General features: G+C 63.7%; 19 protein-coding genes. 14 read left to right on the forward strand and 5 right to left on the reverse strand.

Going from position 1 to position 21,730, the window contains the following annotated elements; all coding sequences use genetic code 11:
* Positions 1–32: 32 nt before the first annotated feature.
* Complete coding sequence (locus tag GGD63_RS23560) at positions 33–611, forward strand: TRAP transporter small permease (protein WP_183245536.1); 579 nt, start codon at positions 33–35, stop codon at positions 609–611.
* The gene (locus GGD63_RS23565; RefSeq protein WP_183245537.1) at positions 608–1,948 is read left to right on the forward strand and encodes a TRAP transporter large permease; all 1,341 of its coding nucleotides are present in this window, start codon (positions 608–610) and stop codon (positions 1,946–1,948) included. Before GGD63_RS23560 ends, GGD63_RS23565 begins: the two co-directional genes overlap by 4 nt.
* Here the strand turns inward: GGD63_RS23565 and GGD63_RS23570 are convergent.
* Together GGD63_RS23570 and GGD63_RS23575 are read right to left on the reverse strand one after the other, a co-directional pair.
* Entirely contained in the window at positions 1,908–2,513 is a 606-nt protein-coding gene (locus GGD63_RS23570; RefSeq protein ID WP_183245538.1) for a histidine phosphatase family protein, read from the reverse strand. The genes GGD63_RS23565 and GGD63_RS23570 overlap by 41 nt on opposite strands.
* Positions 2,510–3,304: an enoyl-CoA hydratase/isomerase family protein gene (locus GGD63_RS23575; RefSeq protein ID WP_183245539.1), complete on the reverse strand. Its 795-nt coding sequence runs from the start codon at positions 3,302–3,304 to the stop codon at positions 2,510–2,512. The genes GGD63_RS23570 and GGD63_RS23575 overlap by 4 nt, the downstream gene beginning before the upstream one ends.
* Before the next feature lie 225 nt (positions 3,305–3,529).
* Between GGD63_RS23575 and GGD63_RS23580 the strand changes: the two genes are divergently transcribed.
* Positions 3,530–4,750, forward strand: a complete 1,221-nt coding sequence (locus GGD63_RS23580; RefSeq protein ID WP_183245540.1) for an NAD(P)/FAD-dependent oxidoreductase — start codon at positions 3,530–3,532, stop codon at positions 4,748–4,750.
* A 188-nt stretch (positions 4,751–4,938) separates the two neighbouring features.
* Here the strand turns inward: GGD63_RS23580 and rbsK are convergent, their stop codons facing one another.
* Positions 4,939–5,847 (reverse strand): ribokinase, encoded by a 909-nt coding sequence (gene rbsK, locus GGD63_RS23585; RefSeq protein WP_183245541.1) that lies wholly within the window; start codon positions 5,845–5,847, stop codon positions 4,939–4,941.
* Between the two features lie 17 nt (positions 5,848–5,864).
* Entirely contained in the window at positions 5,865–6,758 is an 894-nt protein-coding gene (locus GGD63_RS23590; protein ID WP_183245542.1) for a sugar kinase, read from the reverse strand.
* Between the two features lie 218 nt (positions 6,759–6,976).
* On the opposite strand from GGD63_RS23590, the gene GGD63_RS23595 reads away from it, so the two are divergent.
* The 9 genes from GGD63_RS23595 to GGD63_RS23635 all read left to right on the forward strand — a co-directional run bounded on the left by GGD63_RS23595 (position 6,977) and on the right by GGD63_RS23635 (position 16,305).
* Entirely contained in the window at positions 6,977–7,825 is an 849-nt protein-coding gene (locus GGD63_RS23595; protein WP_183245543.1) for a VOC family protein, read from the forward strand.
* Positions 7,826–8,003: 178 nt separating this feature from the next.
* Positions 8,004–8,711, forward strand: coding sequence for a TetR/AcrR family transcriptional regulator (locus GGD63_RS23600; RefSeq protein ID WP_183245544.1), 708 nt, complete (start codon positions 8,004–8,006; stop codon positions 8,709–8,711).
* Positions 8,712–8,936: 225 nt separating this feature from the next.
* Positions 8,937–9,746 carry an ABC transporter permease gene (locus tag GGD63_RS23605; RefSeq protein ID WP_183245545.1) on the forward strand — a complete coding sequence of 270 codons (810 nt, stop codon included), beginning with the start codon at positions 8,937–8,939 and terminating at the stop codon, positions 9,744–9,746.
* A gap of 53 nt (positions 9,747–9,799) precedes the next feature.
* The gene (locus tag GGD63_RS23610) at positions 9,800–10,792 is read left to right on the forward strand and encodes an ABC transporter substrate-binding protein (RefSeq protein WP_183245546.1); all 993 of its coding nucleotides are present in this window, start codon (positions 9,800–9,802) and stop codon (positions 10,790–10,792) included.
* A gap of 56 nt (positions 10,793–10,848) precedes the next feature.
* Positions 10,849–11,691 (forward strand): ABC transporter ATP-binding protein, encoded by an 843-nt coding sequence (locus tag GGD63_RS23615; protein WP_183245547.1) that lies wholly within the window; start codon positions 10,849–10,851, stop codon positions 11,689–11,691.
* A 4-nt stretch (positions 11,692–11,695) separates the two neighbouring features.
* A complete protein-coding gene (locus GGD63_RS23620; RefSeq protein WP_183245548.1) occupies positions 11,696–13,093 on the forward strand; it encodes a hypothetical protein in 1,398 nt (465 codons plus the stop codon).
* Positions 13,090–14,241: a Gfo/Idh/MocA family protein gene (locus GGD63_RS23625; protein ID WP_183245549.1), complete on the forward strand. Its 1,152-nt coding sequence runs from the start codon at positions 13,090–13,092 to the stop codon at positions 14,239–14,241. Before GGD63_RS23620 ends, GGD63_RS23625 begins: the two co-directional genes overlap by 4 nt.
* 10 nt (positions 14,242–14,251) lie before the next feature.
* The gene (locus GGD63_RS23630; protein ID WP_183245550.1) at positions 14,252–15,442 is read left to right on the forward strand and encodes a dihydrodipicolinate synthase family protein; all 1,191 of its coding nucleotides are present in this window, start codon (positions 14,252–14,254) and stop codon (positions 15,440–15,442) included.
* Positions 15,442–16,305 (forward strand): sugar phosphate isomerase/epimerase, encoded by an 864-nt coding sequence (locus tag GGD63_RS23635; RefSeq protein ID WP_183245551.1) that lies wholly within the window; start codon positions 15,442–15,444, stop codon positions 16,303–16,305. The genes GGD63_RS23630 and GGD63_RS23635 overlap by 1 nt, the downstream gene beginning before the upstream one ends.
* 97 nt (positions 16,306–16,402) lie before the next feature.
* Here the strand turns inward: GGD63_RS23635 and GGD63_RS23640 are convergent, their stop codons facing one another.
* Entirely contained in the window at positions 16,403–17,788 is a 1,386-nt protein-coding gene (locus GGD63_RS23640) for an FAD-binding oxidoreductase (RefSeq protein ID WP_183245552.1), read from the reverse strand.
* Between the two features lie 977 nt (positions 17,789–18,765).
* Between GGD63_RS23640 and GGD63_RS23645 the strand changes: the two genes are divergently transcribed.
* On the forward strand, positions 18,766–19,755 hold the full coding sequence (locus tag GGD63_RS23645) for a formylglycine-generating enzyme family protein (protein ID WP_183245553.1): 990 nt from the start codon (positions 18,766–18,768) through the stop codon (positions 19,753–19,755).
* Positions 19,742–21,421 (forward strand): arylsulfatase, encoded by a 1,680-nt coding sequence (locus tag GGD63_RS23650; RefSeq protein WP_409334088.1) that lies wholly within the window; start codon positions 19,742–19,744, stop codon positions 21,419–21,421. The genes GGD63_RS23645 and GGD63_RS23650 overlap by 14 nt, the downstream gene beginning before the upstream one ends.
* Positions 21,422–21,730: the final 309 nt, after the last annotated feature.

A 21,730-nucleotide genomic window follows, 5' to 3' on the forward strand; every position in this document is an offset into this window, starting at 1 on the left:
CATCCGATAGCTTTGGGACGACGGGGACATTCATGGCCATCGCCGACAAACTTCTCGTTCGACGCCAACGCCATCTGAAATGGCGCGCGCTCGATTGGCTCGAGCTTGCGCTGATGATCCTCTGCGGCGTGCTGTGCTTCGGCTTCTCGCTGTCGGTGACCGCCGACATCGTGACACGAACCATCGGCCATCCCTGGCTATGGCTTCAGGAGGTCACCTCGACACTGTTCATCTACGCGATCTTCATCGGCACGGCGGCCGCGACCCGTCGCAACGATCACCTCTATCTCACCGCGGTCTCCGAGGCGATGCACGGAACGCCGCGGCTGATCGTCGAGGTGATCATCCGCCTCGTCGTGCTCGGCGTCGCCTTCTGCCTGATCTGGTACGGCTATCAGAACTATCTGCGCGGCTTCGGCAGCTTCCGTCTGCCGTCGGGCACGCCGATCGCTTCGCTCTATGCGATCATCCCGCTCGCGGGCGTGCTGATCGGCCTGTTCACCATCGAGCAGCTCGTCAACGGCCTGCGCAACGGCTTTGACCGTCCGGAGCCGCCCGAAGAAGATGCTGCGCCAGGCCTTACCGAGGCACAGATGAGGGCGCAGCCGTGAGCGCACCTGTCGTCCTGGCATTGATGTCGATCTGCTTCCTGTCGTTCGGCTATCTCGGCGTGCCCGTGCCGTTCTCGCTGATGGCCGGCGTCTTCATCGGCGCTATCCTGTCGGACGTCTCGCTCGCCGCCATCATCCAGAAAATCTTCGACGGCGTCGATTCCGAGGCGCTGCTGGCGATCCCGTTCTTCCTGCTGGTCGGCGAGCTCATGAGCTCGGCGAACGTGGTGGTGCGGATCGCGAACCTGTCGGTGTCGCTGGTCGGGCATATCAGAGGCGGGTTGTCGCAGGTCGTGGTCGTCTTCAGCATGTTCTTCTCGGAAATGTCGGGCTCGACCACCGCCGACGTCGCCGTGATGAGCCGCGCGCTGGGCGGCCCGATGAAGCGCGAGGGCTACGAGCCCGCCTTCATCGCCGCGATCATCGCCTCCGCCTCGACGATTGCGGCGCTGGTGCCGCCGAGCATCACCGCGGTGGTCTATGGCGCCGTCGGCAATGTCTCGATCGCCGGCCTGTTCATGGCGGGTGTCGTGCCCGGCCTGATGATCGGCTTCGGATTGATGATCTACTGCTATTTCTTCGGCCCGTCCGGCCTGCGCAAGCCGCGCGCGCCGCTGCGGCAGGTCGTGTTTGCCGCGGGCGATGCGGCTTTGCCGCTGATGATCCCGGTCATCCTGCTGGGGGGCATCCTCACCGGATGGTTCACGCCGACGGAGGCGGGCGTCGTCGCCGTGGTCTGGATCATCCTGGTCGTGATCCCCGCGCTCAACCGTGGCCACTTCCGCAAAATTCCCTACGACTTCTGCCTCGCCGGCCTGATCTTCTCGCTGCCGCTGATCACCATCGGCGCGGCCAATGCCTTCGGCTGGATGCTCGCCTATTTGCGCGGCGCGACCTATATCGCCGAGTGGATCACGTCCATCGCGGGCAATGATCCGCATCTGATCATGCTGCTGATGGTGCTGCTGTTCACCGTGGTCGGCGACTTCATTGAGCCGGTCCCGACCATCATCATCTTCATGCCGCTGGTCAATGCGCTGACGGAGGCCGGCGACATCAACGGCGTCCACATGGGCGTGGTGCTGATCGCAACGCTCGCCTTCGGCCTGATCACGCCGCCCTATGGGCTTGTCCTGCTGATGGCCTCGAAATTCGTCGGCATCAGCTTTGCCAAGGCGCTACGCGCGGCACTGCCGATCTACGTCGTGTTTTTCGCCACCATCGCGTTCGCGATCTATTTCCCGAGCGTGGTGCTGTGGCTGCCGCGGCACGTGCTCCCGGAATCGGTCGGCTGCTTCAAGTCGCCGGCGGGGACGGGCTATATCTGTCCGCAATAGCGACCTGCTCGATCCGCCAGTCAGCTCCCTCGCGAACGTAGCGGAACGGCGTGCCGTGGCTGTTCTTGAAATAGCTGCCGCAGAGCGCGTTCGCCATGCCCTGCATCACCGCGTCGTGGCAGACGAACAGGAGCTCATCGTCGGGATGACGCGCGACCCACGCCGAGACGCAGGCCAGCGAGCGTCCAGCCATGGCGTCCCAGTTTTCGCCGTCGGCCGGCAGGATCGAGACGAGGCCCGTCGCCGACTTGACGCCGTGCTTGATCATGAGGTCGCGGACGGGGAGGCCTTCAAAGCTTCCGAAGTCGAACTCGATGATGCCGTCGTCGATCGCGAGCGGGACCGAGATCGCGTCCGCGATGATCTCGGCCGTTCGCGCCGCGCGCACCAAGGGACTTGCGACGATGCGGCTGATGCCGACGCCGCGCAACATGTCCGCGGCTTCGTGCGCTTGCCGCAGCCCGTCCTCGTTCAACGGATTGTCGGTGCGGCCCTGGAATCGCCCCTCGCGATTCCAGTCGGTCGCGCCGTGGCGAAGGCCGTAGAAGCTGCGCGCGGGTGTCACTTCGACTTGCTCGTGAACTTCTTCACGGCGGCGCGAAACGCTTCCGTGTTCATCGCCATGATGATCCTGTGCTCCTCGGCCTCGAGCTGCTGCTTCACCGGTGTCGTCGCGGCCTGGTAGACCAGCTGCTTGGTGCCGGCGATGGCGGCCGGCGGGTTCTGCGCCAGCCGCTCGGCGAGCTGTCGCGTCGCCGCCTTCAATTCCGCGGCGGGAACGGTCTTGGCGACGAGGCCCCATTCATAGGCCTGCTGCGCGGTAAAATTGTCCTCGGCGAGAAAGATCTGCAGCGCACGGCGGAAGCCGACCGTGCCGACGATCCCGACCGTGGAGCCGCCATCCGGCGACACGCCGATCTTGGCATAGGCCGGCGTGAACTTGGCATCCTCGGCGGCGATGCAGAGGTCGGTGACGAAGGCGAGGCCCATGCCTGCACCGGCGGCTGAGCCGTGCACGCTCGACAGCGAGATTTTCGGCATGCGCCTGATGATCTCGATGAAGGCATGGTAATGCTTCAGCAGCTCGCCGACGACCGGCGTCACCGTGCCTGCTTCGGCGGCAGCCCCAATCGTCTGCAGATCGCCGCCGGCCGAGAACGCGCGGCCTTCGCCTTCGATCACCAAAACCCTGATGGCGTCGTCGCCCTCGATATAGGCCGCGAGCTGCTCGAGCTTCTGCGCAATGGCGAGGTTGATCGAGTTGAACGCTGTGGGGCGGTTGAGCGTGATGGTTGCAATCGGGCCGTCGATCCGCAGCAGGGCGGGATCATCGGGCTGGGAGGCTGGAGCTGGCATTTGGAATATCCCCGGCAGGAGGGCGAGGCTCGAACTAAATCGCAGAAGGCGAGGGGAGACAATCCCCGGCCGCTCTTGCGCCGGGCGGAACGATAGGCTCAAATGGACCCGCTTTCGCCAAGGGACGGACACGAGCGCCGGCTCCTCGAAAGGCCAGCAAACCAAAATCAGCGAGAGAGGAGACGACATGGGTCACGCTCGTGTCTTCCGGAAATGGGCTGTCCAATGACCGGCGGTCCGGTGATCATCGTCGGTGCCGGCCATGGCGGCTACCAGGTCGCGGCATCCCTGCGCCAGGCGGGCTTTTCCGAGCGCATCTGCCTGATCAATGACGAGGCGCATCTGCCCTATCAGCGGCCGCCTTTGTCCAAGGGCTACATCAAGGGTTCGGCCGGGCCGGAGAGCCTGATGTTCCGCCCCGAAAAATTCTACCTGGACCAGACCATCGAGCTGATCGCGGGACGCGCGGTGTCGATCGACCGCGCCGGGCGAAAAGTTCATCTCGCCTCTGGCGAGACGTTGCCTTACGGGCATCTCGTGCTGGCCACCGGCGCGCGCAACCGGCTGCTCGACCTGCCCAACGCCAATCTGCCCGACGTGAAATATTTGCGCATCCTCGACGACAGCGAGGCGCTGCGGCAGATCATGCCGTCGAAAAAGCGCGCCGTCATCATCGGCGCCGGCTTCATCGGGCTCGAATTCGCCTCCACCGCGCGGATCAAGGGGCTCGAGGTCGACGTGCTCGAGCTCGCCCCGCGCGTGATGGCGCGCGCGGTGACGGCCGAGGTCTCCGAGTATTTTCAGGCGCGCCATCGCGAGGCGGGCATCCGCATCCATCTCGGCGTCCAGGCAACCTCCATCGAGGCTGAGGGCGGCAAGATCACCGGCGTGTCCTTAAGCGACGGCCGGCATCTGCCCGCCGAGCTCGTCGTGGTCGGCGTCGGCGTGCTGCCGAATATCGAGCTCGCGGCCGAGGCGGGGCTGCCGGTCGCCGCCGGCATCATCGTCGATGAATATCTCTCGACGGCTGACCCGAACATTTCGGCCATTGGCGACTGCGCGCTGTTCGCAAGCCCCCGCTTCGGCAGCTCGCTGCGGCTGGAATCGGTGCAGAACGCCACCGACCACGCCCGCTGTCTCGCCGCGCGCCTCACCGGCGATCGCAAACCTTACGACAGCCACCCCTGGTTCTGGAGCGATCAGGGCGACGACAAGCTCCAGATCGCCGGCCTGACCACCGGCTACGACCGCGTCGTATTGCGCGGCGATCCCGCCAAGAAGGCGTTTTCGGCGTTCTGCTATCACGGCGACAGGCTGCTCGGCATCGAGTCCATCAACCGCGCCGGCGACCACATGTTCGGCCGGAGATTGCAGGGCATGGACCGCTCGATCACGCCAGAGCAGGCCGCAGACGAGAGCTTCGACCTGAAGAGCGCGCTGGCGTGAGGCCTCTTCTCCCTCTCCCCGTTCTTACGGGGCCGCGACGAGCTTCGCTCGCGCTGAGAGGGCAGGGGTGAGGGCCTCTATCCGCGCAAACGGTGGCAGTCGGACTCGCGGAGGCTCCCCCTCACCCGCCACGCTTCGCGTGTCGGCCTCTCCCCGCAGGCGGGGAGAGGCGAAGAAGGCGCAGCGATCTACAGCACGGCCGCCACCTCCGCCGCCGTCGGCATCGACGGCCCGGCGCCCATGCGCTGCACGCTGATCGAGGCGGCGGCGTTAGCGAAGGTGAGGGCTGCGCGCAATGGCGTATCCTCAGCGAGTTGCGCCGCCAGCGCACCCACAAAGCAGTCGCCGGCGCCGGTGGTGTCGATCGCCTTCACCACGCGGCCGGGTACGGCAATCTCCTCGTGCCCCGCCAGTGCAAGTACGCCGCGCTTGCCGAGCGTGACGCAGATGGTCTGATCCTCGCGCGCCTGAAGTTTTCGCGCGACCTCGATGATGCGCGCGGCCTCGTCGCTGTCGGACAGCTCCACGCCGGCAAGAAAGCCGAGCTCGGTCTCGTTCAGCACGAGAATGTCGACCAGCGCCAGCAACTCGCTCGACATCTTCTGCGCCGGTGCCGGGTTGAGCACGGTCACGGCGCCCGCCTCGTGCGCCCGCCGGAAGAACGCGGCGATGGTCGGCAACGGGATCTCGAACTGGCTGACCGCGACGTCGCCCTTCAACAGCGGCACGACGCTGACGTCCTCCGCGTCGACCTGCGCATTACTGCCGGGGATGACGACGATGGTGTTGTCCGCTTCGGCCACCGTGATGATGGCGGTGCCGGTGTGAGCCTCCGCCGTCTCCTGGAGGTAGCCAAGGTCGATGCCTTGAGCGCCGAGGAAGGCTTTCAGCTCGGCGCCGAAGGAGTCCTTGCCCAGCCGTCCGATCAGCGTCGTCCGCGCGCCGAGCCGCGATGCCGCGACCGCCTGGTTCGCGCCCTTGCCACCTGGAAAATACAGCACCTGCCGCCCCGCGACGGTCTCGCCAATGCGCGGGTGGCGATCGGCCGTCGCCACCACGTCCATGTTGATGCTGCCGGCGACGAAGACGCGCCCCATAGGTCCCTCTGCGAAGTCTAGACCTTGACCTCGAACTCGTGCCTGACCTTGGCGATGTCGACAAGCGTCGGCAGGCCGGCCTCGTTGCCGAGGCGCTGGATCTTGTAGGTCGAGGCGGCGCGGGCGAAATCGAAATGCTCGCGCCAGCTTTTGCCGGGATGGGCGAGATAGGAATAGACATAGGCGCCGTGGAACACGTCGCCGGCGCCGTTGGTGTCGATCACGCGCTCGCGCGGGATCGGCATCGCCGGCATCGTCTCCACCGTGCCCGTCTCGTTGTACCAGAGCAGGCCCTTCTCACCCATGGTGATGCCGCCGATCTTGCAGCCGCGGCTCTTCAGGTAATCCAGCATCTTCTCCGGCGTCAGGTCCATCTGCTCGCACAGGCGCTCGGCGACGATGGCGACGTCGATGAATTCCAGGAGCTCATGCGTGTTGGTGCGCAGGCCGCCGCCGTCGAGCGAGGTCAGGATGCCGGCCTCGCGGCACACTTTGGCGTAGTGGATCGCCGCATCCGGCTGGTGGCCGTCGACATGCAGCGCGCGGCAATTGCCGAGATTGAGGATCGGGAAGGGGTGGATGTGGGAATCGTCGCGGCAGCGAACGATGGCGCGCTTGCCGTCCTTGGGCATGATGAAGGAGAGCGAGGACTGGTTCACCTTCCGCGCATGCAGCGAGATCGCGTATTTCGCGCACATGTCCTGGAACATGCGCCCCAGCCAGTCATTGGCGGCGGTGGCGATCAGGTCCGGCACGATGCCGAGCTTGGCGCAGCAGAACGCCGCCGTCACCGCATTGCCGCCGAAGGAAACCGCGTAGTCCGAAGCCACGTGCTTCTCGTCGCCGGTCGGCATGTGGTCGGTGATGAAGACGACGTCGATATAGGTCTGTCCGATAAAGAGAGCCTGCATTGGTTGTCCGTGATGCGCTGGGTGGTCCCGACCGGCGGCTTACCTTAGCACCGCTTCCGCGGGAGCCAAAATATTCGCAAAGTCATGGCGATAGACGCTTGAGGTCGGCCTGGGGGCAGAATACGACCGTGGCTGGGCGAGCTGCCCGGGCAGAGCCAACGACGCCCAAGGTCCTTATCTTGGGCGTTTCGGTTCCGGCCCGTTGCGGAGGAGGGAACATGATCACCGGCCTCGATCACATCGTCGTTCTGGTCAGGGATATCGGTGCGGCCAGGGCGGCCTACCAGACGCTGCTCGCCCGCGCGCCGGCCTGGCAGAATTCGGGCGAGGGCGCGGACCGGGTGCTGTTCACCCTCGAGAACATGACGATCGAATTGATGGCGCCGAGCGGCTTCAGCGTCACCGCCGACCGCATGCGTACCCTGCTCGACGACCAGGAGGGCGTGCTCGCCAGCCTGTGCTTTCGTGTCGCAGACATGGCCAAGATGCACCGGCGGCTGGAGCGGGTGGCGCTCAAGCCGGATCCGGTCGCCGAGGTCGAAAGCAGCGATGCCACGACCGACGCCGTCCTGCACTGGAAGCGCACCCGCGCCGCCACGGAGCTGACGCGCGGTGTGCGCATGTTCTTCCTCGAGCTCGCCGACGAGCGCCCCAAATCGGTCGCGACCGACATCGCGCCGATCGACGGGCTCGACCACGTCGTGATCACGACGGAGGATTCCGAGCGCGCCGCCGCGCTCTACGGCGCGCGGCTCGGGCTCGATCTCGCGCTCGACCGTTCGCACCAGGATTGGGGCCAGCTGATGTTCTTCCGCTGCGGCGACCTCATCGTCGAGGTGGTGCGCCGCCCCGTCGCGGGCGGCGATGCCGCCCATGACCGGCTCTGGGGCCTGAGCTGGCGCGTCGCCGACATCGACGCCACCCGCGCCCGCCTGATCGCCGCCGGCCTCGACGTCAGCGAGGTCCGCAACGGCCGCAAGCCGGGCACGCGGATCATGACAGTGCGGAGCGGCACCTGCGGCATCCAGACGGTGCTGCTGGAGCGCTCGCCGAAGCCGGGGGATTGAGGTTGTCATTCCGGGGCGTCGCGAAGCGACGAGCCCGGAATCCATTTCTCCACACACTCTGACGCGCGATGGATTCCGGGTTCGCGCCCAAGAGGGCGCGCCCCGGAATGACGAAACTATGCGGCGGGCTGCCTGCATGATAAAGGCGAGCTAGCGATCACCCCAGCGAGCACCCGGTTTGGCAAAGGCAAAGCGAACTCTGAAATGGCAGCGCGATCCCGAGGGGATGCGGCTGCGCATTCTCGAAGCCGCCAAGCAGGAGTTTTCCGCCCACGGGCTCGCCGGCGCGCGCGTCGATCGCATCGCGGCCAAGGCCGGCGCCAACAAGCGCATGCTGTATTACCACGTCGGCAACAAGGACGAGCTTTATCTGGCGGTGCTCGAAGGTGCCTATGACAAGATCCGCAGCGAGGAGCGCGGGCTCGATCTCGAGCATCTCGATCCGCCCGAGGCGATCCGCCGCCTGATCGAGTTCACCTGGACTTACTTCCTGCGCAATCCCGAATTCCTGTCGCTGCTCCAGACCGAGAACCTCGCGCGCGCAAAGCACCTGAAGAAATCGACCAAGGTCAAGTCGATGCACTCGCCCTTCGTCGAGATGATCCGCACCGTGGTGCGGCGCGGCGTCGATAGCGGCGACTTCCAGGTCGCGGTCGATCCGGTGCAGCTCTACATCTCCATCGCGGCGCTCAGCTTCTTCTATCTCTCCAACTCGGCAACACTCAGCGTGATCTTCGGCCGCGACCTGCTGGACAAGAAGGCCAAGGACGAGCGCCTCGCGCACATGTCCGGCCTGGTGCTGGCCGCGCTGACGGGGCGTTCGGCGGAACTGTTCGAGATTGCGAAGGCGCCGAAGTCGCGCAGCGCGGTGGTGCAGACGGTTTAGCCCCCTAATTCTCTCCGCTGTCATTCCGGGGCGGTCCGTAGGACCGAACCCGGAATCTCGAGATTCTCAGGTGCGCAATGGCGCACCATAGTTCGATGCTTCGCATCGCCCCGGAATGACGACGCGGAAGCCCCCGCCACAAAACGTCACAGGGAATCCTCTGGACAGTATTTATCCAACGGGTTAATTTCTCCCCACAACGAAGAAGACTGCCGGGAGTGAAAATTGGCCGAGCCGAAGCCACAGAATGCGATCTCCAAGTTGCTGAATGCGGCCTGGGTTCGGCCGTTCTTGTTCCTGGTCTTCATCGTCATCGCCTGGGATCTCGCGATCCGCCTGTTCAGGATTCCCGCCTACCAGATCCCGTCGCCGGCCGATGTCGTCGCCGTGCTGCGCACGGAATGGCCGGAGCTGCTGCGCCAGTCCTGGCCGACGACCTATGCGACCGTCTGCGGCTTCCTGCTGTCGGCGCTGTTCGGCATTCCCGTCGCGATGCTGATCGCGGGCTCGAAGACAGTGGAGAGCTACGTCTATCCGCTGCTGGTGTTCTCGCAATCCGTGCCGAAGATCGCGATCGCGCCGCTGTTCGTGGTGTGGTTCGGCTTCGGCATCATTCCGAAGGTGATTTCGGCGTTCCTGCTCGGCTTCTTCCCGGTGGTGGTCTCCGCCGTGCAGGGCTTCAAATCGGTCGACCCCGATATGGTCGATCTCGCCCGCGCGATGCAGGGCAGCCGCCTGCAGGTGTTCCGTGCGGTGAACCTGCCGCATGCGCTGCCGGCGATCTTCTCGGGCCTCAAAGTGTCGGTGACGCTCGCCGTGGTCGGCGCCGTCGTCGGCGAGTTCGTCGGCTCCAATTCCGGCATCGGCTATGTCATGCAGCGCTCGATCGGCACCTTCGATCTGCCGACGATGTTCGCAGCCCTCGTGATCCTCGCTTTGCTCGGCGTGATCCTGTTCTGGATCGTCGACCGGATCGAGAAGCTGGTCATTCCCTGGCATGTCAGCCAGCGCGAGGACGTGATTTTCGCCTCTTAAACCAGAGCAAACGGCCACCAATGGCCGAAACAACAACGACAGGGAGAGTGACGATGAAGCGGTGGATTGGGGCTGCATCAGTGGCGCTGCTGGTGCTTGCGGCCGTGCCGGCGCAGGCAGCCGACAAGGTCGTGCTGATGCTGAACTGGTATGTCTATGGCGAGCACGCGCCGTTCTATTACGGCAAGGCCAAGGGCATCTATGCCGCCGAGGGCATCGACCTCGAGATCCAGGAAGGCCGCGGCTCGGCGGCGACCACGCAGGCCGTTGCCGCCAAGACCGCAGACTTCGGCTATGTCGACGTGCCCACCATGATGCGCGCCGCGATCAAGGGCGCGCCCGTGGTTGCGACCGGCGTGCTGCTGCAGACCAGCCCGATGTCCGCCATGGGCTTCGTCGACAAGAACATCAGGAAGCCCGAGGACATCAAGGGCAAGACGGTGGCGATCACGCCGGCGGATTCGATGACGCAGATCTGGCCGCTGTTCCTGAAGAAGACCGGCCTGAAGGAAAGCGACTTCCAGACGGTGGCCGGCGACGGCCAGACCAAGCTCAACGCCGTCATCAACGGCCAGGCCGATCTGCTGCTCGGCTACGTCATGGACCAGTCGATGAAGATCAAGGACGCCACCGGCAAGGACGTTTATCCGATCAAGTTCGCCGACTACGGCATCAACATGGTTTCATCAGGCATCATCGCCAACGCCGACTACGTGAAGGCCAATGCCGATCTCGTCCGCCGCTTCATGTCGGCAACGACCAAGGCGGTCGAGGCCGCCGAGAAGGAGCCGAGGGCCGCGGCGCAGTCGATCCTCGATGCCAATCCCAAGGGCGGCAAGATCGACACGCTGACGCAGGGCTTTGAGCTGACCATCCCGCTGTACCGGACCGCGGAGACCAAGGCCAAGCGGCCGTTCCAGGTCACCGACCAGAACATGACCGAGACCGTCAATCTGCTCGTCGAATATGGCGGCCTCGACGCCAAGGCCAAGGAGAATCCGAAGGCCTTCTACACCAACGACTATCTGCCGAAGAGTGGCTCGTGAGCCAAATACTGTCATTCCCGGAATGACGGTTCGTATCGTCGAGCGGATTTGATCGAATGAAAGCAGCAGAAGCGAGATCTCCCGTGCAGCCGGCCGCGCATCTGAGACTGGTGAGCGACCGGGCCGGCGATGCGTCGGGCATCAAGCTGTCGGGCGTGTCGAAGACCTACCGGACGCGCGACGGCGATGTGCCGTCGCTGCGGCCGCTCGACTTCCACATCAATGACGGCGAGTTTTTCGTCGTGGTCGGCCCAAGCGGCTGCGGCAAGTCCACGCTGCTCAAGCTGATCTCGGGCCTGCTGCCGCCGACCACGGGCGAGATCCTGGTCGAAGGTGAGAAGGTGACGACGCCGCACGGCAATGTCGGCATCGTCTTCCAGAACGCGCTGCTGCTGCCCTGGCGCAACATCCTCAACAACGTGATGCTGCCGATCGACATGAAGCGGCTGCCGCGGCAGGAATATCTCGATCGCGCCAAGTCGCTCCTGAGGCTGGTCGGGCTCGAAGGATTCGAGAAGAAGCTGCCCTGGCAGCTCTCCGGCGGCATGCAGCAGCGCGCCTCGATCTGCCGCGCACTGGTGCACGATCCCAGGATCATGCTGATGGACGAGCCGTTCGGTGCGCTCGATGCGCTGACGCGCGAGCGCATGAATGTCGAGCTGATGCGGATTCAGCGCGAGACGAAGAAGACGGTGCTGCTGATCACGCATTCGATTCCCGAGGCCGTGTTCCTGGCCGACCGCGTGCTGGTCATGACCGAGCGGCCCGGCGCGGTCGCCGCGATCTACGACGTGCCGCTGCCGCGCCCGCGCTCGCTCGACGTGATGGCCGACCCTGTTTTCACCGAGCTGGTGCAACGCATCCGCAAGCACTTCTTCTCGCAAGGTTCGCTGGACTAAAACCATGGCGCCGCGCCTGAAGCTGCGAGACATCACCTTCTTCGAACGTCCCGTGCAGTTCGCGCGGCCGTTCCGCTTTGGCGCGATCACGATCAATGCGACGCCGCAGCTGTTCGTGCGGGTCGAGATCGAGGTCGAGGGCAGGGGCGTTGCGGTCGGCGCCAGCGCCGAGCTGCTGGTGCCGAAATGGTTCGACAAGCGGCCGGAGCTATCGCCGGCGCAGACGGTCGACGGCTTGCGGCGGTCGCTGGAGATCGCGCGCGGGCTTTATGTGGCGCGGACTGGATTCCAGACGGCGTTCGATCTGCATGCCTCCTGCATCGGTGCCCAGATCGCGACCTGTGCGAAAAAGAACATTCCGGCGCTTGCCGCGGCTTACGGTCCGGCGGAGATCGACAAGGCGATCCTCGATGCGCTCTTGCGCGCGGCGGAGACGAACTTTTTCGACGGGATGGCGGGCAACATCGCGGGCATCGATGCGCGGCTCTCGCCGGATCTGAAGGACATGGATCTCACGACGTTTCTCACCGACCGCAAGCCGCTGCCGCGCGTTGCGATCAGGCACACCGTCGGCCTCGACGATACCGTCGAAGGCGAGGGCAGTGTCGCGGATGCCCACGAAAACGCCGGCGCCAACTACTTCAAGCTGAAGTTGTCGGGCGACCCCGCAGCCGATGCTGCGCGGCTGGTGCGTATCGGCAAGGAACTCGACGCGCTCGGGCGCGACTACAGGGTGACGCTCGACGCCAACGAACAGTATGCTGATCTGGCCGCACTGCAGGCGCTGATGGACCGGCTCGATCGTGATTCCGCGTTGCGGCCGATCGCCTCGCGCCTGCTCTATGTCGAGCAGCCGATGCCGCGCGATATCACCAGGCAATCGCCGCTGGGATCGCTGGCTGCGCGCGGCTTCATCATCGACGAGGCCGACGATTCCTATGATGCTTTCCCCGCAGCGCGGGCGCTCGGCTATCGCGGCATTTCCTCCAAATCCTGCAAGGGACTCTACAAGTCCATCGTCAACGCGACGCGCGCGGCGAAGTGGAACGCGGGCGGCGAAGCCTTCTTCGTCACCGGCGAGGACCTGACCTGCCAGGCGGGCCTTGCCGTGCAGCAGGATCTTGCGCTCGGGGCCTTCATCGGCGTCACTCACGCCGAGCGCAACGGACATCACTATGTGGACGGCTTTGGCGAGACGCCTGCCACAGAAGCTGCCGCCTTCGCGGCCGCGCATCCCGATCTCTATGCCGATGCCGGGCAGGGCATCCGGCTCAAGATTCACAACGGCGATCTCCTGACCGGATCGCTTCATGCAACGGGCTTTGCGACGTCGGTCCATCCCGACTGGTCGGCGCTTCGCCCGCTCGAACTGCCAAGATCACCTAGGGAGCAATTGGCATGACCACCCAACGCCTCGGCCTCATCATGAACGGCGTCACCGGCCGCATGGGGCTCAACCAGCATCTGATCCGCTCGATCGTCGCGATCCGCGACCAGGGCGGCGTCCGCCTCAAGAACGGCGACCGCGTGATGCCCGATCCGATCTTGGTCGGCCGCAGCGCCGAGAAGGTCGAGGCGCTTGCGAAACGCTACAACATCACGCGCTGGACCACTGACCTTGATGCTGCGCTCGCCGACAAGAACGACACCATGTTCTTCGACGCCGCGACTACGCAGGCGCGCCCTGGCCTGCTGACTCAGGCCATCAATGCCGGCAAGCACGTCTATTGCGAAAAGCCGATCGCGACGAATTTCGAGGAAGCGGTCGAGGTCGTGAAGCTCGCCAATGCCAGGGGCGTCAAGCACAGTACGGTGCAGGACAAGCTTTTCTTGCCGGGCCTGAAGAAGATCGCCTTCCTGCGCGATAGCGGCTTCTTCGGTCGCATCCTCTCGGTGCGCGGCGAGTTCGGCTATTGGGTGTTCGAAGGCGGTTGGCAGGAAGCGCAGCGGCCGTCCTGGAACTATCGCGACGAGGACGGCGGCGGCATCATCCTCGACATGGTCTGTCACTGGCGCTACGTGCTCGACAACCTCTTCGGCAATGTCCAGAGCGTGGTCTGCATCGGCAACACCGATATCCCCGAGCGTTTTGACGAGCAGGGCAGGAAGTACAAGGCGACCGCTGATGATTCCGCCTACGCGACCTTCCAGCTCGAAGGCGGCATCATCGCCCATATCAACATGTCCTGGGTCACGCGCGTCTATCGCGACGATCTCGTCACCTTCCAGGTCGACGGCACGCTCGGCTCGGCGGTCGCGGGCCTCACCGACTGCATGATCCAGGCGCGGCAGGTCACCCCGAGGCCGGTGTGGAATCCCGACGAGAAGCGGCTGCACGATTTCTACGGCGACTGGCAGAAGCTGCCCGACAATGTCACCTACGACAACGGCTTTAGGGAGCAATGGGAGATGTTCATCCGCCACGTCTACGAGGGCGCTCCTTACAAGTTCACGCTGCTCGAGGGCGCCAAGGGCGTGCAGCTCGCCGAATGCGCGCTGAAAAGCTGGAAGGAGCGGCGCTGGATCGACGTCGCCCCGATCAAGGTTTGAGGAGGGAGCTATGAACAAGCCCGTCCAGCCGATGTCGTCATTGTCGCTCAAGCTCCCGAAGGCCGATCGCTCGATCGAGAGCTATCGCCTTGCGGCATCGCGCACGTTCCCTGCAAAGCTCGAGGGCCCGCTGAACCGCATCGCCTTCTCGGCCGTGCACACGGTGGCCGATCCCTTTGCCGACAACGACCCCTGGCTCTCGGTTGCCGTCGACTGGGACAAGACCATCGCCTTCCGCGAGCACGTCTGGGACCTCGGCCTAGGCGTTGCTGAAGCGATGGATACCGCGCAGCGCGGCATGGGGCTGGACTGGCCGACCTCGCTGGAGCTGATCACGCGCTCGGTCGCCGCCGCCAAGCGGCGCAACGCGCTGGTCTTCTCGGGCGCCGGCACGGATCATCTCGCGGTGGAGGACGCGAGGAACCTCGACGACGTGATCCGCGCCTATGAGGAGCAGATCTCGGCGGTCGAGAAGGTCGGCGGCCGCATCATCCTGATGGCCTCGCGTGCGCTCGCAAAACTCGGCCACAACGCCGACGACTACGCCAAGGTCTATGACCGCGTGCTGTCGGGGGTAGCGCAGCCCGTGATCATCCACTGGCTCGGCGACATGTTCGATCCGGCGCTGACCGGCTATTGGGGCACGAAAGATCTCGACAAGGCGATGGACACGGCGGTCGCCATCATCAACGGCAACGCCGCCAAGGTCGACGGCGTAAAAGTCTCGCTGCTCGACAAGCAGCGCGAGATCGACATGCGCGGGCGTCTGGACAAGCGCATCAAGATGTATACCGGCGATGACTTCAACTATGCCGAACTGATCGCCGGCGATAGCCAAGGTTTTTCGCACGCGCTGCTCGGCATCTTTGATGCCATTGCGCCGGCGGCGTCCTATGCGCTGTCGCGGCTGGCGGCGGGCGATGAAGCCGGCTTCCACGATGTGCTCGGGCCGACGGTGCCGTTGTCGCGTCACATCTTCAAGGCGCCGACGCGGTTCTACAAGACCGGCGTGGTGTTCATAGCCTATCTCAACGGCCACCAGGACCATTTCACCATGGTTGGGGGGCAGGAGAGCACGCGCTCCACGTTGCATCTGGCCGAGCTGTTCCGTCTGGCTGACAAGGCCGGCCTGCTCGCCAACCCCGAACTTGCGACGCAACGGATGAAGACCGTGCTCGCCACCCACGGTATCGAATCCTGATGCGCGATTTTTCGTCCGACCACCGATGGCTGTCGCTCAACACGGCGACCGTCCGCAAGCAGGGGGATCTCGTCGAGATCATCGATGCCTGTGCCAGGCACGGCATCCGCGCCATCGATCCCTGGCGCGACCAGGTCGCCGCCGTCGGTCTCGACCGCGCCGCGCGCGCGGTGCGCGAGGCCGGCCTCGATCTCTCAGGCTATTGCCGCGGCGGCATGTTCACCTCGGATACCTCCCGCCGGGGCGAGGTGCGTGACGACAACCGGCGCTGCGTCGATGAGGCCAAGGCGCTGGGCGCGCCCTGTATCGTGCTCGTCGTCGGCGGCTTGCCGCAATATTCGCGGCCGGGCAGCGCGGCGTCGAAGGACATCGTCGCAGCGCGCGGGCAGGTCGAAGAAGCGCTCGCCGAGATGCTCGACTATGCCAGGCAGGCCAACCTGCCGCTGGCGATCGAGCCGCTACATCCCGCTTATGCGGCCGATCGCGCCTGCGTGAACACCACAAAGCAGGCGCTGGATATCTGCGACCGGCTCGACCCTGATCGTACCGGCATGCTCGGCGTCGCGCTCGATGTCTATCACATCTGGTGGGACCCGGAGCTGATGGGCCAGATCGCTCGCGCCGGCAAGGATCGCCTGCTCGCATTCCATGTCTGCGACTGGCTGGTGCCGACCAAGGACATCCTCAACGACCGCGGCATGATGGGCGACGGCGTCATCGACATCAAATCGGTGCGTCAAGCAGTCGAGGCGAAGGGCTTTGCCGGCTATTCCGAGATCGAGATCTTCTCGAACGACTGGTGGGGCAAGCCGATGGATGAGGTGCTGCAGACCTGCATCGCGCGTCACAGGACGGTGGTATAGTTAACACAAGCGCCAGAGCGTTCCCTCGTTCCCGAAGGGAGAGAATGCTCCGACAAGTCATTGGACGCGACCGAACCCGTACAGCAGGTGTGATCGTCTACGAGTGCAGCGGTCTGATGTTCTGGTTCATGTGGAAGAAGTTCGTCGGATCGTACTTGTCCTTCAAGGCGACGAGGCGGTCGTAGTTGTCGCCGTAAGTGGCCCTAAGTCTGTTGTCGTCTCCATCCTCCATCATGAAATTCACATAGCCGCCGTCGGCCGAGTAAGGATGCACGGCCTCCCAATAGCCCTTGGTCCAGCGTGTAATTTCGCCTGCTTTTTGCGGATTGGGATCGATGCCGGCGATGACCATCGACCAGGTCGCATTGCGCGTGTTCCAGGCGGTATCGCTCTTGCCGACGCGATGGACGGCGCCATCGATCGGATAAAGGTGCATGAGCGACAGCGCGCTCGGTGCGTTCCGGATCTGCGCGATATGGGCGTCAATCGCGTCGTCGGTCAGTTCTTTCACGAAATCGCCGCGCCAGTACCACTGCAAGCCTTTCGGGAAGAACGGGTCGAACATGGACTGGAGCGCCGGATAGGGCATTTCGCCCATCCAATTGAAGAGCGGCGGGGGCAGATCGCCGAGCAACTTCGCCATGACCGCCTTGCCGTCTTCTGTCGGACCATTGTAGCAGGCAATGATGGCGCAGGCGCGCTTGCCCTGATGATCCGCCGGGAACGGGTCCATCGGCGGAACGGTCTTCAAGCCGACAAAGGCCCCGAGCTCCTCGGGAGCGCTGGAAAGGAAATCCCTGTACTTCTGCATCACGGTCCGGGCATTTTCGAGATCCCAGAAGATCGGACCGGCATACACCATCTTCACAGGATGAGCCTGGAACAGGAAGCTCGTGACGATGCCGAAATTGCCGCCGCCCCCGCGCAGGCCCCAATAAAGGTCGGCGTTCTCCGACTTGTTGGCGGTGACGATGCGTCCATCGGCGAGCACGACATCGGCCTCAAGGAGATTGTCGATGGTGAGGCCATGCTTGCGGGTGAGGTATCCTGTGCCGCCGCCGAGCGTAAGGCCGGCGATCCCAGTGGTCGATACAATGCCGGCCGGCACGGCAAGCCCGTAGATATGCGTGGCGTGGTCGACATCGCCTTGCGAGCAGCCGGGACTGACGCGGACGGTACGAGCGCCGGGATCGACCCGCACGCCTTTCATCATCGACATGTCGATCATCAGTCCGTCTTCGACACTGCTGAGGCCCGGCCCATTGTGGCCGCCTCCGCGGATCGCGACCTGGAGATCATTGTCCCTTGCAAAATTGACCGCTGCGACGACGTCAGCGACGTCGGCGCATCGCGCGATCATCATTGGACTCTTGTCGATCATTCCGTTGTAGAGGCTCCGCACGGCGTCATAGTCGGCATCCATTCGCCTGATAACCGGGCCGCGCATATTGCCGATGAAGGTTTCGGTGGCCATGCTCTGCATGATGTCCTCCTGTTCCACCCATGATCGGTCATTGGGTCGGAGGTTGCTCGCAGGGCTGCTCGAGCGTTCTCCGCCCGTTATGAAATGGTAGATCAAGCGCAGCGCGATAGCCATCGCAAATCGACTACGCGTATGCGTCTATTCGGAGATCGAGATCTTCTCCAACGACTGGTGGGCAAGCCGATGAATGAGGTGCTGCGCACCTGCATCGAACGGTACAGGAAGGTGCCTCCGCTTTCGGCGGTAGAACAGACATTGGTTGGACTTGCTGCCCGCTCGCCCGGGGCGCGAATGCCCCATTGCGAGCCAGAACACAGGCGAAGCAGCGAGCTGGTCGGAGTACCACCAATGATGAGGTGGACTGCCATCAGCTTTCGGGCAGAATATCATCATCCCGATGCCGCGGCCGCGCCACAGTCTGTGCCAGATCGGATGCGGTAATCAGTGGCATCAACGATCGGCAGGCACGGCGGATGTACCCATGCCTGTTGATCTTGAATGGCCCCGACGTGCAACCGTCGGGGCCATTTGCTGTGCTTGTGATGATAGTCGAATTGCCGGCGAAGAGCCGAATTCTCGCAATTCGTCCGCTTCGCGAATTTGTGGAAGCGGGCGGACTGCTCGCATATTCAATGACATGCCGGACAGCTATCGCCGCCTCGAGTGAGGTCGCGAGAAGCTCTACAGGTTCAGATATCGCTGCATGTCTCCGACTGACGCCACACCCCTGGCACTTTTTGCATAGTCATCTGGGCCTCTCGACAAGGAAGAGGCGACCTCGCTCGATTGATCTAGATCAACAAATGAAGGTTGTGCCGCTGCGAACGTGCGACCGCTTCAGATGTTCGATTGGTCATGTTGACTGACTAAGATGTTGAGCCGCACTCGTCCCCGGCAGAATCGACGCTAGGAAGCTGCCGAGAGATTCTTGCGGGCGCCCCTTGTAATTCTTGAAACTCGGTCGCTGGGAGCAGCGCATGCACGAAGTTGGCGTTGCGGCAGGCGTACCTTTGTCGGATGGACCCAGCCAAGGGGGCATGAACTGGATTCCCGGCGGCACGTTCCGCATGGGCTCCGACAGGCACTACGCCGAAGAGGCACCCGTCCATCGCGTCTCGGTGAACGGCTTTTGGATGGACCGAACGCCGGTCACCAATCGCGATTTCCGCAAGTTCGTCAACGCAACAGGCTACGTGACGTCAGCGGAGACGCGGCCTGACGCAAAGGATTATCCAGGCGCGTTGCCACACATGCTCAAGGCAGGCTCGCTGGTTTTCACGCCACCGAAGCGTCCGGTCGATTTGCGCGACTGGTCGCAATGGTGGAGTTTCAAATTTGGCGCCAACTGGCGCCGGCCATACGGCCCCCGCAGTTCGATCAGCGGCCTCGACGATCATCCCGTGGTCCACCTTGCCTATCGCGATGCTGAGGCCTACGCGACATGGGCTGGCAAGGACTTGCCGACCGAAGCCGAATGGGAGTTTGCCGCGCGCGGCGGACTCGACGGAGCCGAGTTCGCCTGGGGCGACGAGCTCATGCCCGGCGGCAAGCCAATGGCGAATACCTGGCAAGGCGCATTTCCGTACGAAAATCTCAGCAGGGATGGTCACGCGCGGACCTCGCCGGTGATGGCGTTCCCGCCGAATGGCTACGGCCTCCATGACATGATCGGTAACGTCTGGGAGTGGACCACGGATTGGTGGTCCACCAGACATGAGCCCGATGCGGCCAAGGCGTGCTGCATTCCGCACAATCCACGCGGCGGGCGTGAGCAAGACAGTCACGATCCGTCTCTGCCCAGGATCAAAATTCCCCGCAAGGTTCTCAAAGGCGGCTCGCATCTCTGCGCGCCGAACTACTGCCGTCGCTATCGCCCGGCTGCGCGTCATGCGGAAGCGGTGGATACGTCCACGAGCCACGTTGGCTTTCGATGCATCATAAGGAAGGGAGCAAATGATGAGCGATGAGAAGAAGGATAACAAGGCGCGCGATATGAGCCGCCGCAATGTTCTGCTCGCGACGACAAGCATTGCCGCCGCGTCCGCATTGGGCGCCGCCGCATCGGTTGAAACGGCACTGGCCCAGGCGCAACAGGCACCGAGCGGACAGCGGCCCAATATCGTCGTCATCATGGGCGACGATATCGGCATCTGGAATATCGGTGCCTACCATCGTGGCATGATGGCCGGCCGGACGCCGAACCTCGACAAGATCGCCGCAGAAGGCATGCTTTTTACCGATTACTACGCCGAGGCGAGCTGCACCGCAGGCCGCGCCAACTTCATCACCGGCGAGCTGCCGATCCGCACCGGCATGACGACGGTCGGCCAGGCCGGCGCCCCCACAGGCTTGCCGGCGGAGGCCGTGACCATTGCCACCGCGCTCAAAGGCATGGGCTATGCCACCGGCCAGTTCGGCAAGAACCACCTTGGCGACAAGAACGAATTTCTGCCGACCGTGCACGGCTTCGACGAGTTCTTCGGCTATTTGTATCACCTCGACGCGATGGAAGATCCGGCTCACCCTGCCTATCCGCAGGAGCTGTTGAACAAGGTCGGCCCGCGCAACATGATCCATTCGTGGGCGACCAATGTAGACGACGCCACCGTGGATCCCCGCTGGGGCAAGGTCGGCAAGCAGAGGATTGAAGACGCCGGAACGCTCTATCCCAAGCGGATGGAAACGGTGGACGATGAGATCCGAGACTTCGCGTTGTCGTTCATTGAAAGGGCCAAGGCCGATAACAAGCCGTTCTTCCTGTGGCTCAATCCGACCCGCATGCACATCGTCACGCATTTGTCGCCGAAGTACCAGGCGATGCGCAACTCCAAGAACGGCTGGTCGATTCATGAAGCCGGCATGGCGCAGCTCGACGACGATGTCGGCCTCGTCATGAAAAAACTCAAGGACATGGGCGTAGATGACGACACCATTGTCATCTTCACCACGGATAACGGCACCGAGGTCTTCACTTGGCCGGATGGCGGACAGACACCCTTCGCGCAGAGCAAAGGTACGGTCATGGAAGGCGGCTTCCGCGCGCCGGCGATGATCCGCTGGCCGGGCAAGGTGCCGGCGGGCAAGGTCGAGAACGGCATCATCTCCGGGCTGGACTGGTTCCCGACCTTGCTGGCGGCTGCCGGCAACCCGAACATTGTCGAGGAACTGAAGAAGGGCAAGCAAATCGGCGACCGCACCTACAAGTGCCACCTGGACGGTTACAATCAGATGGACATGATCACCGGCAAGGGGCCGTCGAACCGACACGAAATCTGGTACTTCGGCGAGAGCGAGCTGGGGGCCGTGCGCATCGACGACTACAAGTATCGTTTCATCGACCAGCCCGGGGGGTGGCTGGGCGAAAAGGCCAAGGTTGACGTCCCCTACCTGATCAACCTTCGCCTGGATCCGTTCGAGCGAACGGGCTGGCCCGATAGCGGGACCAAATACGGCGCGCAACAATACTTCGACTGGTTCAAATATGAATTCTGGCGCTTCGTGTTCGTTCAACAGGAGGTCGAGAAGCTGGCCATGACCGCGATCGAGTTTCCGCCGATGCAGAAGGGCGCTAGCTTCAACCTCGATTCCGTGAAGGCGAAAATCGAGGCCGCCAGGACGGCGATGGCAAAATAACCTGTATTCATGATCAGCATGGCGGGGCGGCCTCTTAGGCCGCCCCGCGCAGCGCCGGGGGAAGTGTCTCTTCCTGTGCCCATCGCGACATTTGCTGCGGTTGCACAAAGGGGTCGGTGTCGAGGCGAACCGGACATCGACGATGCGTTCGCACGCGCTCTGGTTTTGCGATGACTGTTCGGTGAAAAGTCAGACGATTGCGCTGTCATCGATTCACCGTCAAACACCGGACTATCACCCGTCAATTCGATCTGCGAAGCTGTGACAACACAAATGCGCTTGCAAACAAGCGAGCGTGAGGGGAGGTTC

The organism is Bradyrhizobium sp. cir1 (assembly GCF_014198245.1).
GTDB lineage: Bacteria > Pseudomonadota > Alphaproteobacteria > Rhizobiales > Xanthobacteraceae > Bradyrhizobium.

What these genes read in the sequence shown, in the direction of transcription:
- GGD63_RS23645 (WP_183245553.1), top strand. Translation starts at nt 18,766, where the DNA reads ATGCACGAAGTTGGCGTTGCGGCAGGCGTACCTTTGTCGGATGGACCC.
- GGD63_RS23575 (WP_183245539.1), bottom strand. Translation starts at nt 3,304, where the DNA reads ATGCCAGCTCCAGCCTCCCAGCCCGATGATCCCGCCCTGCTGCGGATC.
- GGD63_RS23595 (WP_183245543.1), top strand. Translation starts at nt 6,977, where the DNA reads ATGATCACCGGCCTCGATCACATCGTCGTTCTGGTCAGGGATATCGGT.
- GGD63_RS23610 (WP_183245546.1), top strand. Translation starts at nt 9,800, where the DNA reads ATGAAGCGGTGGATTGGGGCTGCATCAGTGGCGCTGCTGGTGCTTGCG.
- GGD63_RS23580 (WP_183245540.1), top strand. Translation starts at nt 3,530, where the DNA reads ATGACCGGCGGTCCGGTGATCATCGTCGGTGCCGGCCATGGCGGCTAC.
- GGD63_RS23635 (WP_183245551.1), top strand. Translation starts at nt 15,442, where the DNA reads ATGCGCGATTTTTCGTCCGACCACCGATGGCTGTCGCTCAACACGGCG.
- GGD63_RS23640 (WP_183245552.1), bottom strand. Translation starts at nt 17,788, where the DNA reads ATGCAGAGCATGGCCACCGAAACCTTCATCGGCAATATGCGCGGCCCG.
- GGD63_RS23630 (WP_183245550.1), top strand. Translation starts at nt 14,252, where the DNA reads ATGAACAAGCCCGTCCAGCCGATGTCGTCATTGTCGCTCAAGCTCCCG.
- GGD63_RS23615 (WP_183245547.1), top strand. Translation starts at nt 10,849, where the DNA reads ATGAAAGCAGCAGAAGCGAGATCTCCCGTGCAGCCGGCCGCGCATCTG.
- GGD63_RS23625 (WP_183245549.1), top strand. Translation starts at nt 13,090, where the DNA reads ATGACCACCCAACGCCTCGGCCTCATCATGAACGGCGTCACCGGCCGC.
- GGD63_RS23620 (WP_183245548.1), top strand. Translation starts at nt 11,696, where the DNA reads ATGGCGCCGCGCCTGAAGCTGCGAGACATCACCTTCTTCGAACGTCCC.
- GGD63_RS23560 (WP_183245536.1), top strand. Translation starts at nt 33, where the DNA reads ATGGCCATCGCCGACAAACTTCTCGTTCGACGCCAACGCCATCTGAAA.
- rbsK (WP_183245541.1), bottom strand. Translation starts at nt 5,847, where the DNA reads ATGGGGCGCGTCTTCGTCGCCGGCAGCATCAACATGGACGTGGTGGCG.
- GGD63_RS23650 (WP_409334088.1), top strand. Translation starts at nt 19,742, where the DNA reads ATGATGAGCGATGAGAAGAAGGATAACAAGGCGCGCGATATGAGCCGC.
- GGD63_RS23590 (WP_183245542.1), bottom strand. Translation starts at nt 6,758, where the DNA reads ATGCAGGCTCTCTTTATCGGACAGACCTATATCGACGTCGTCTTCATC.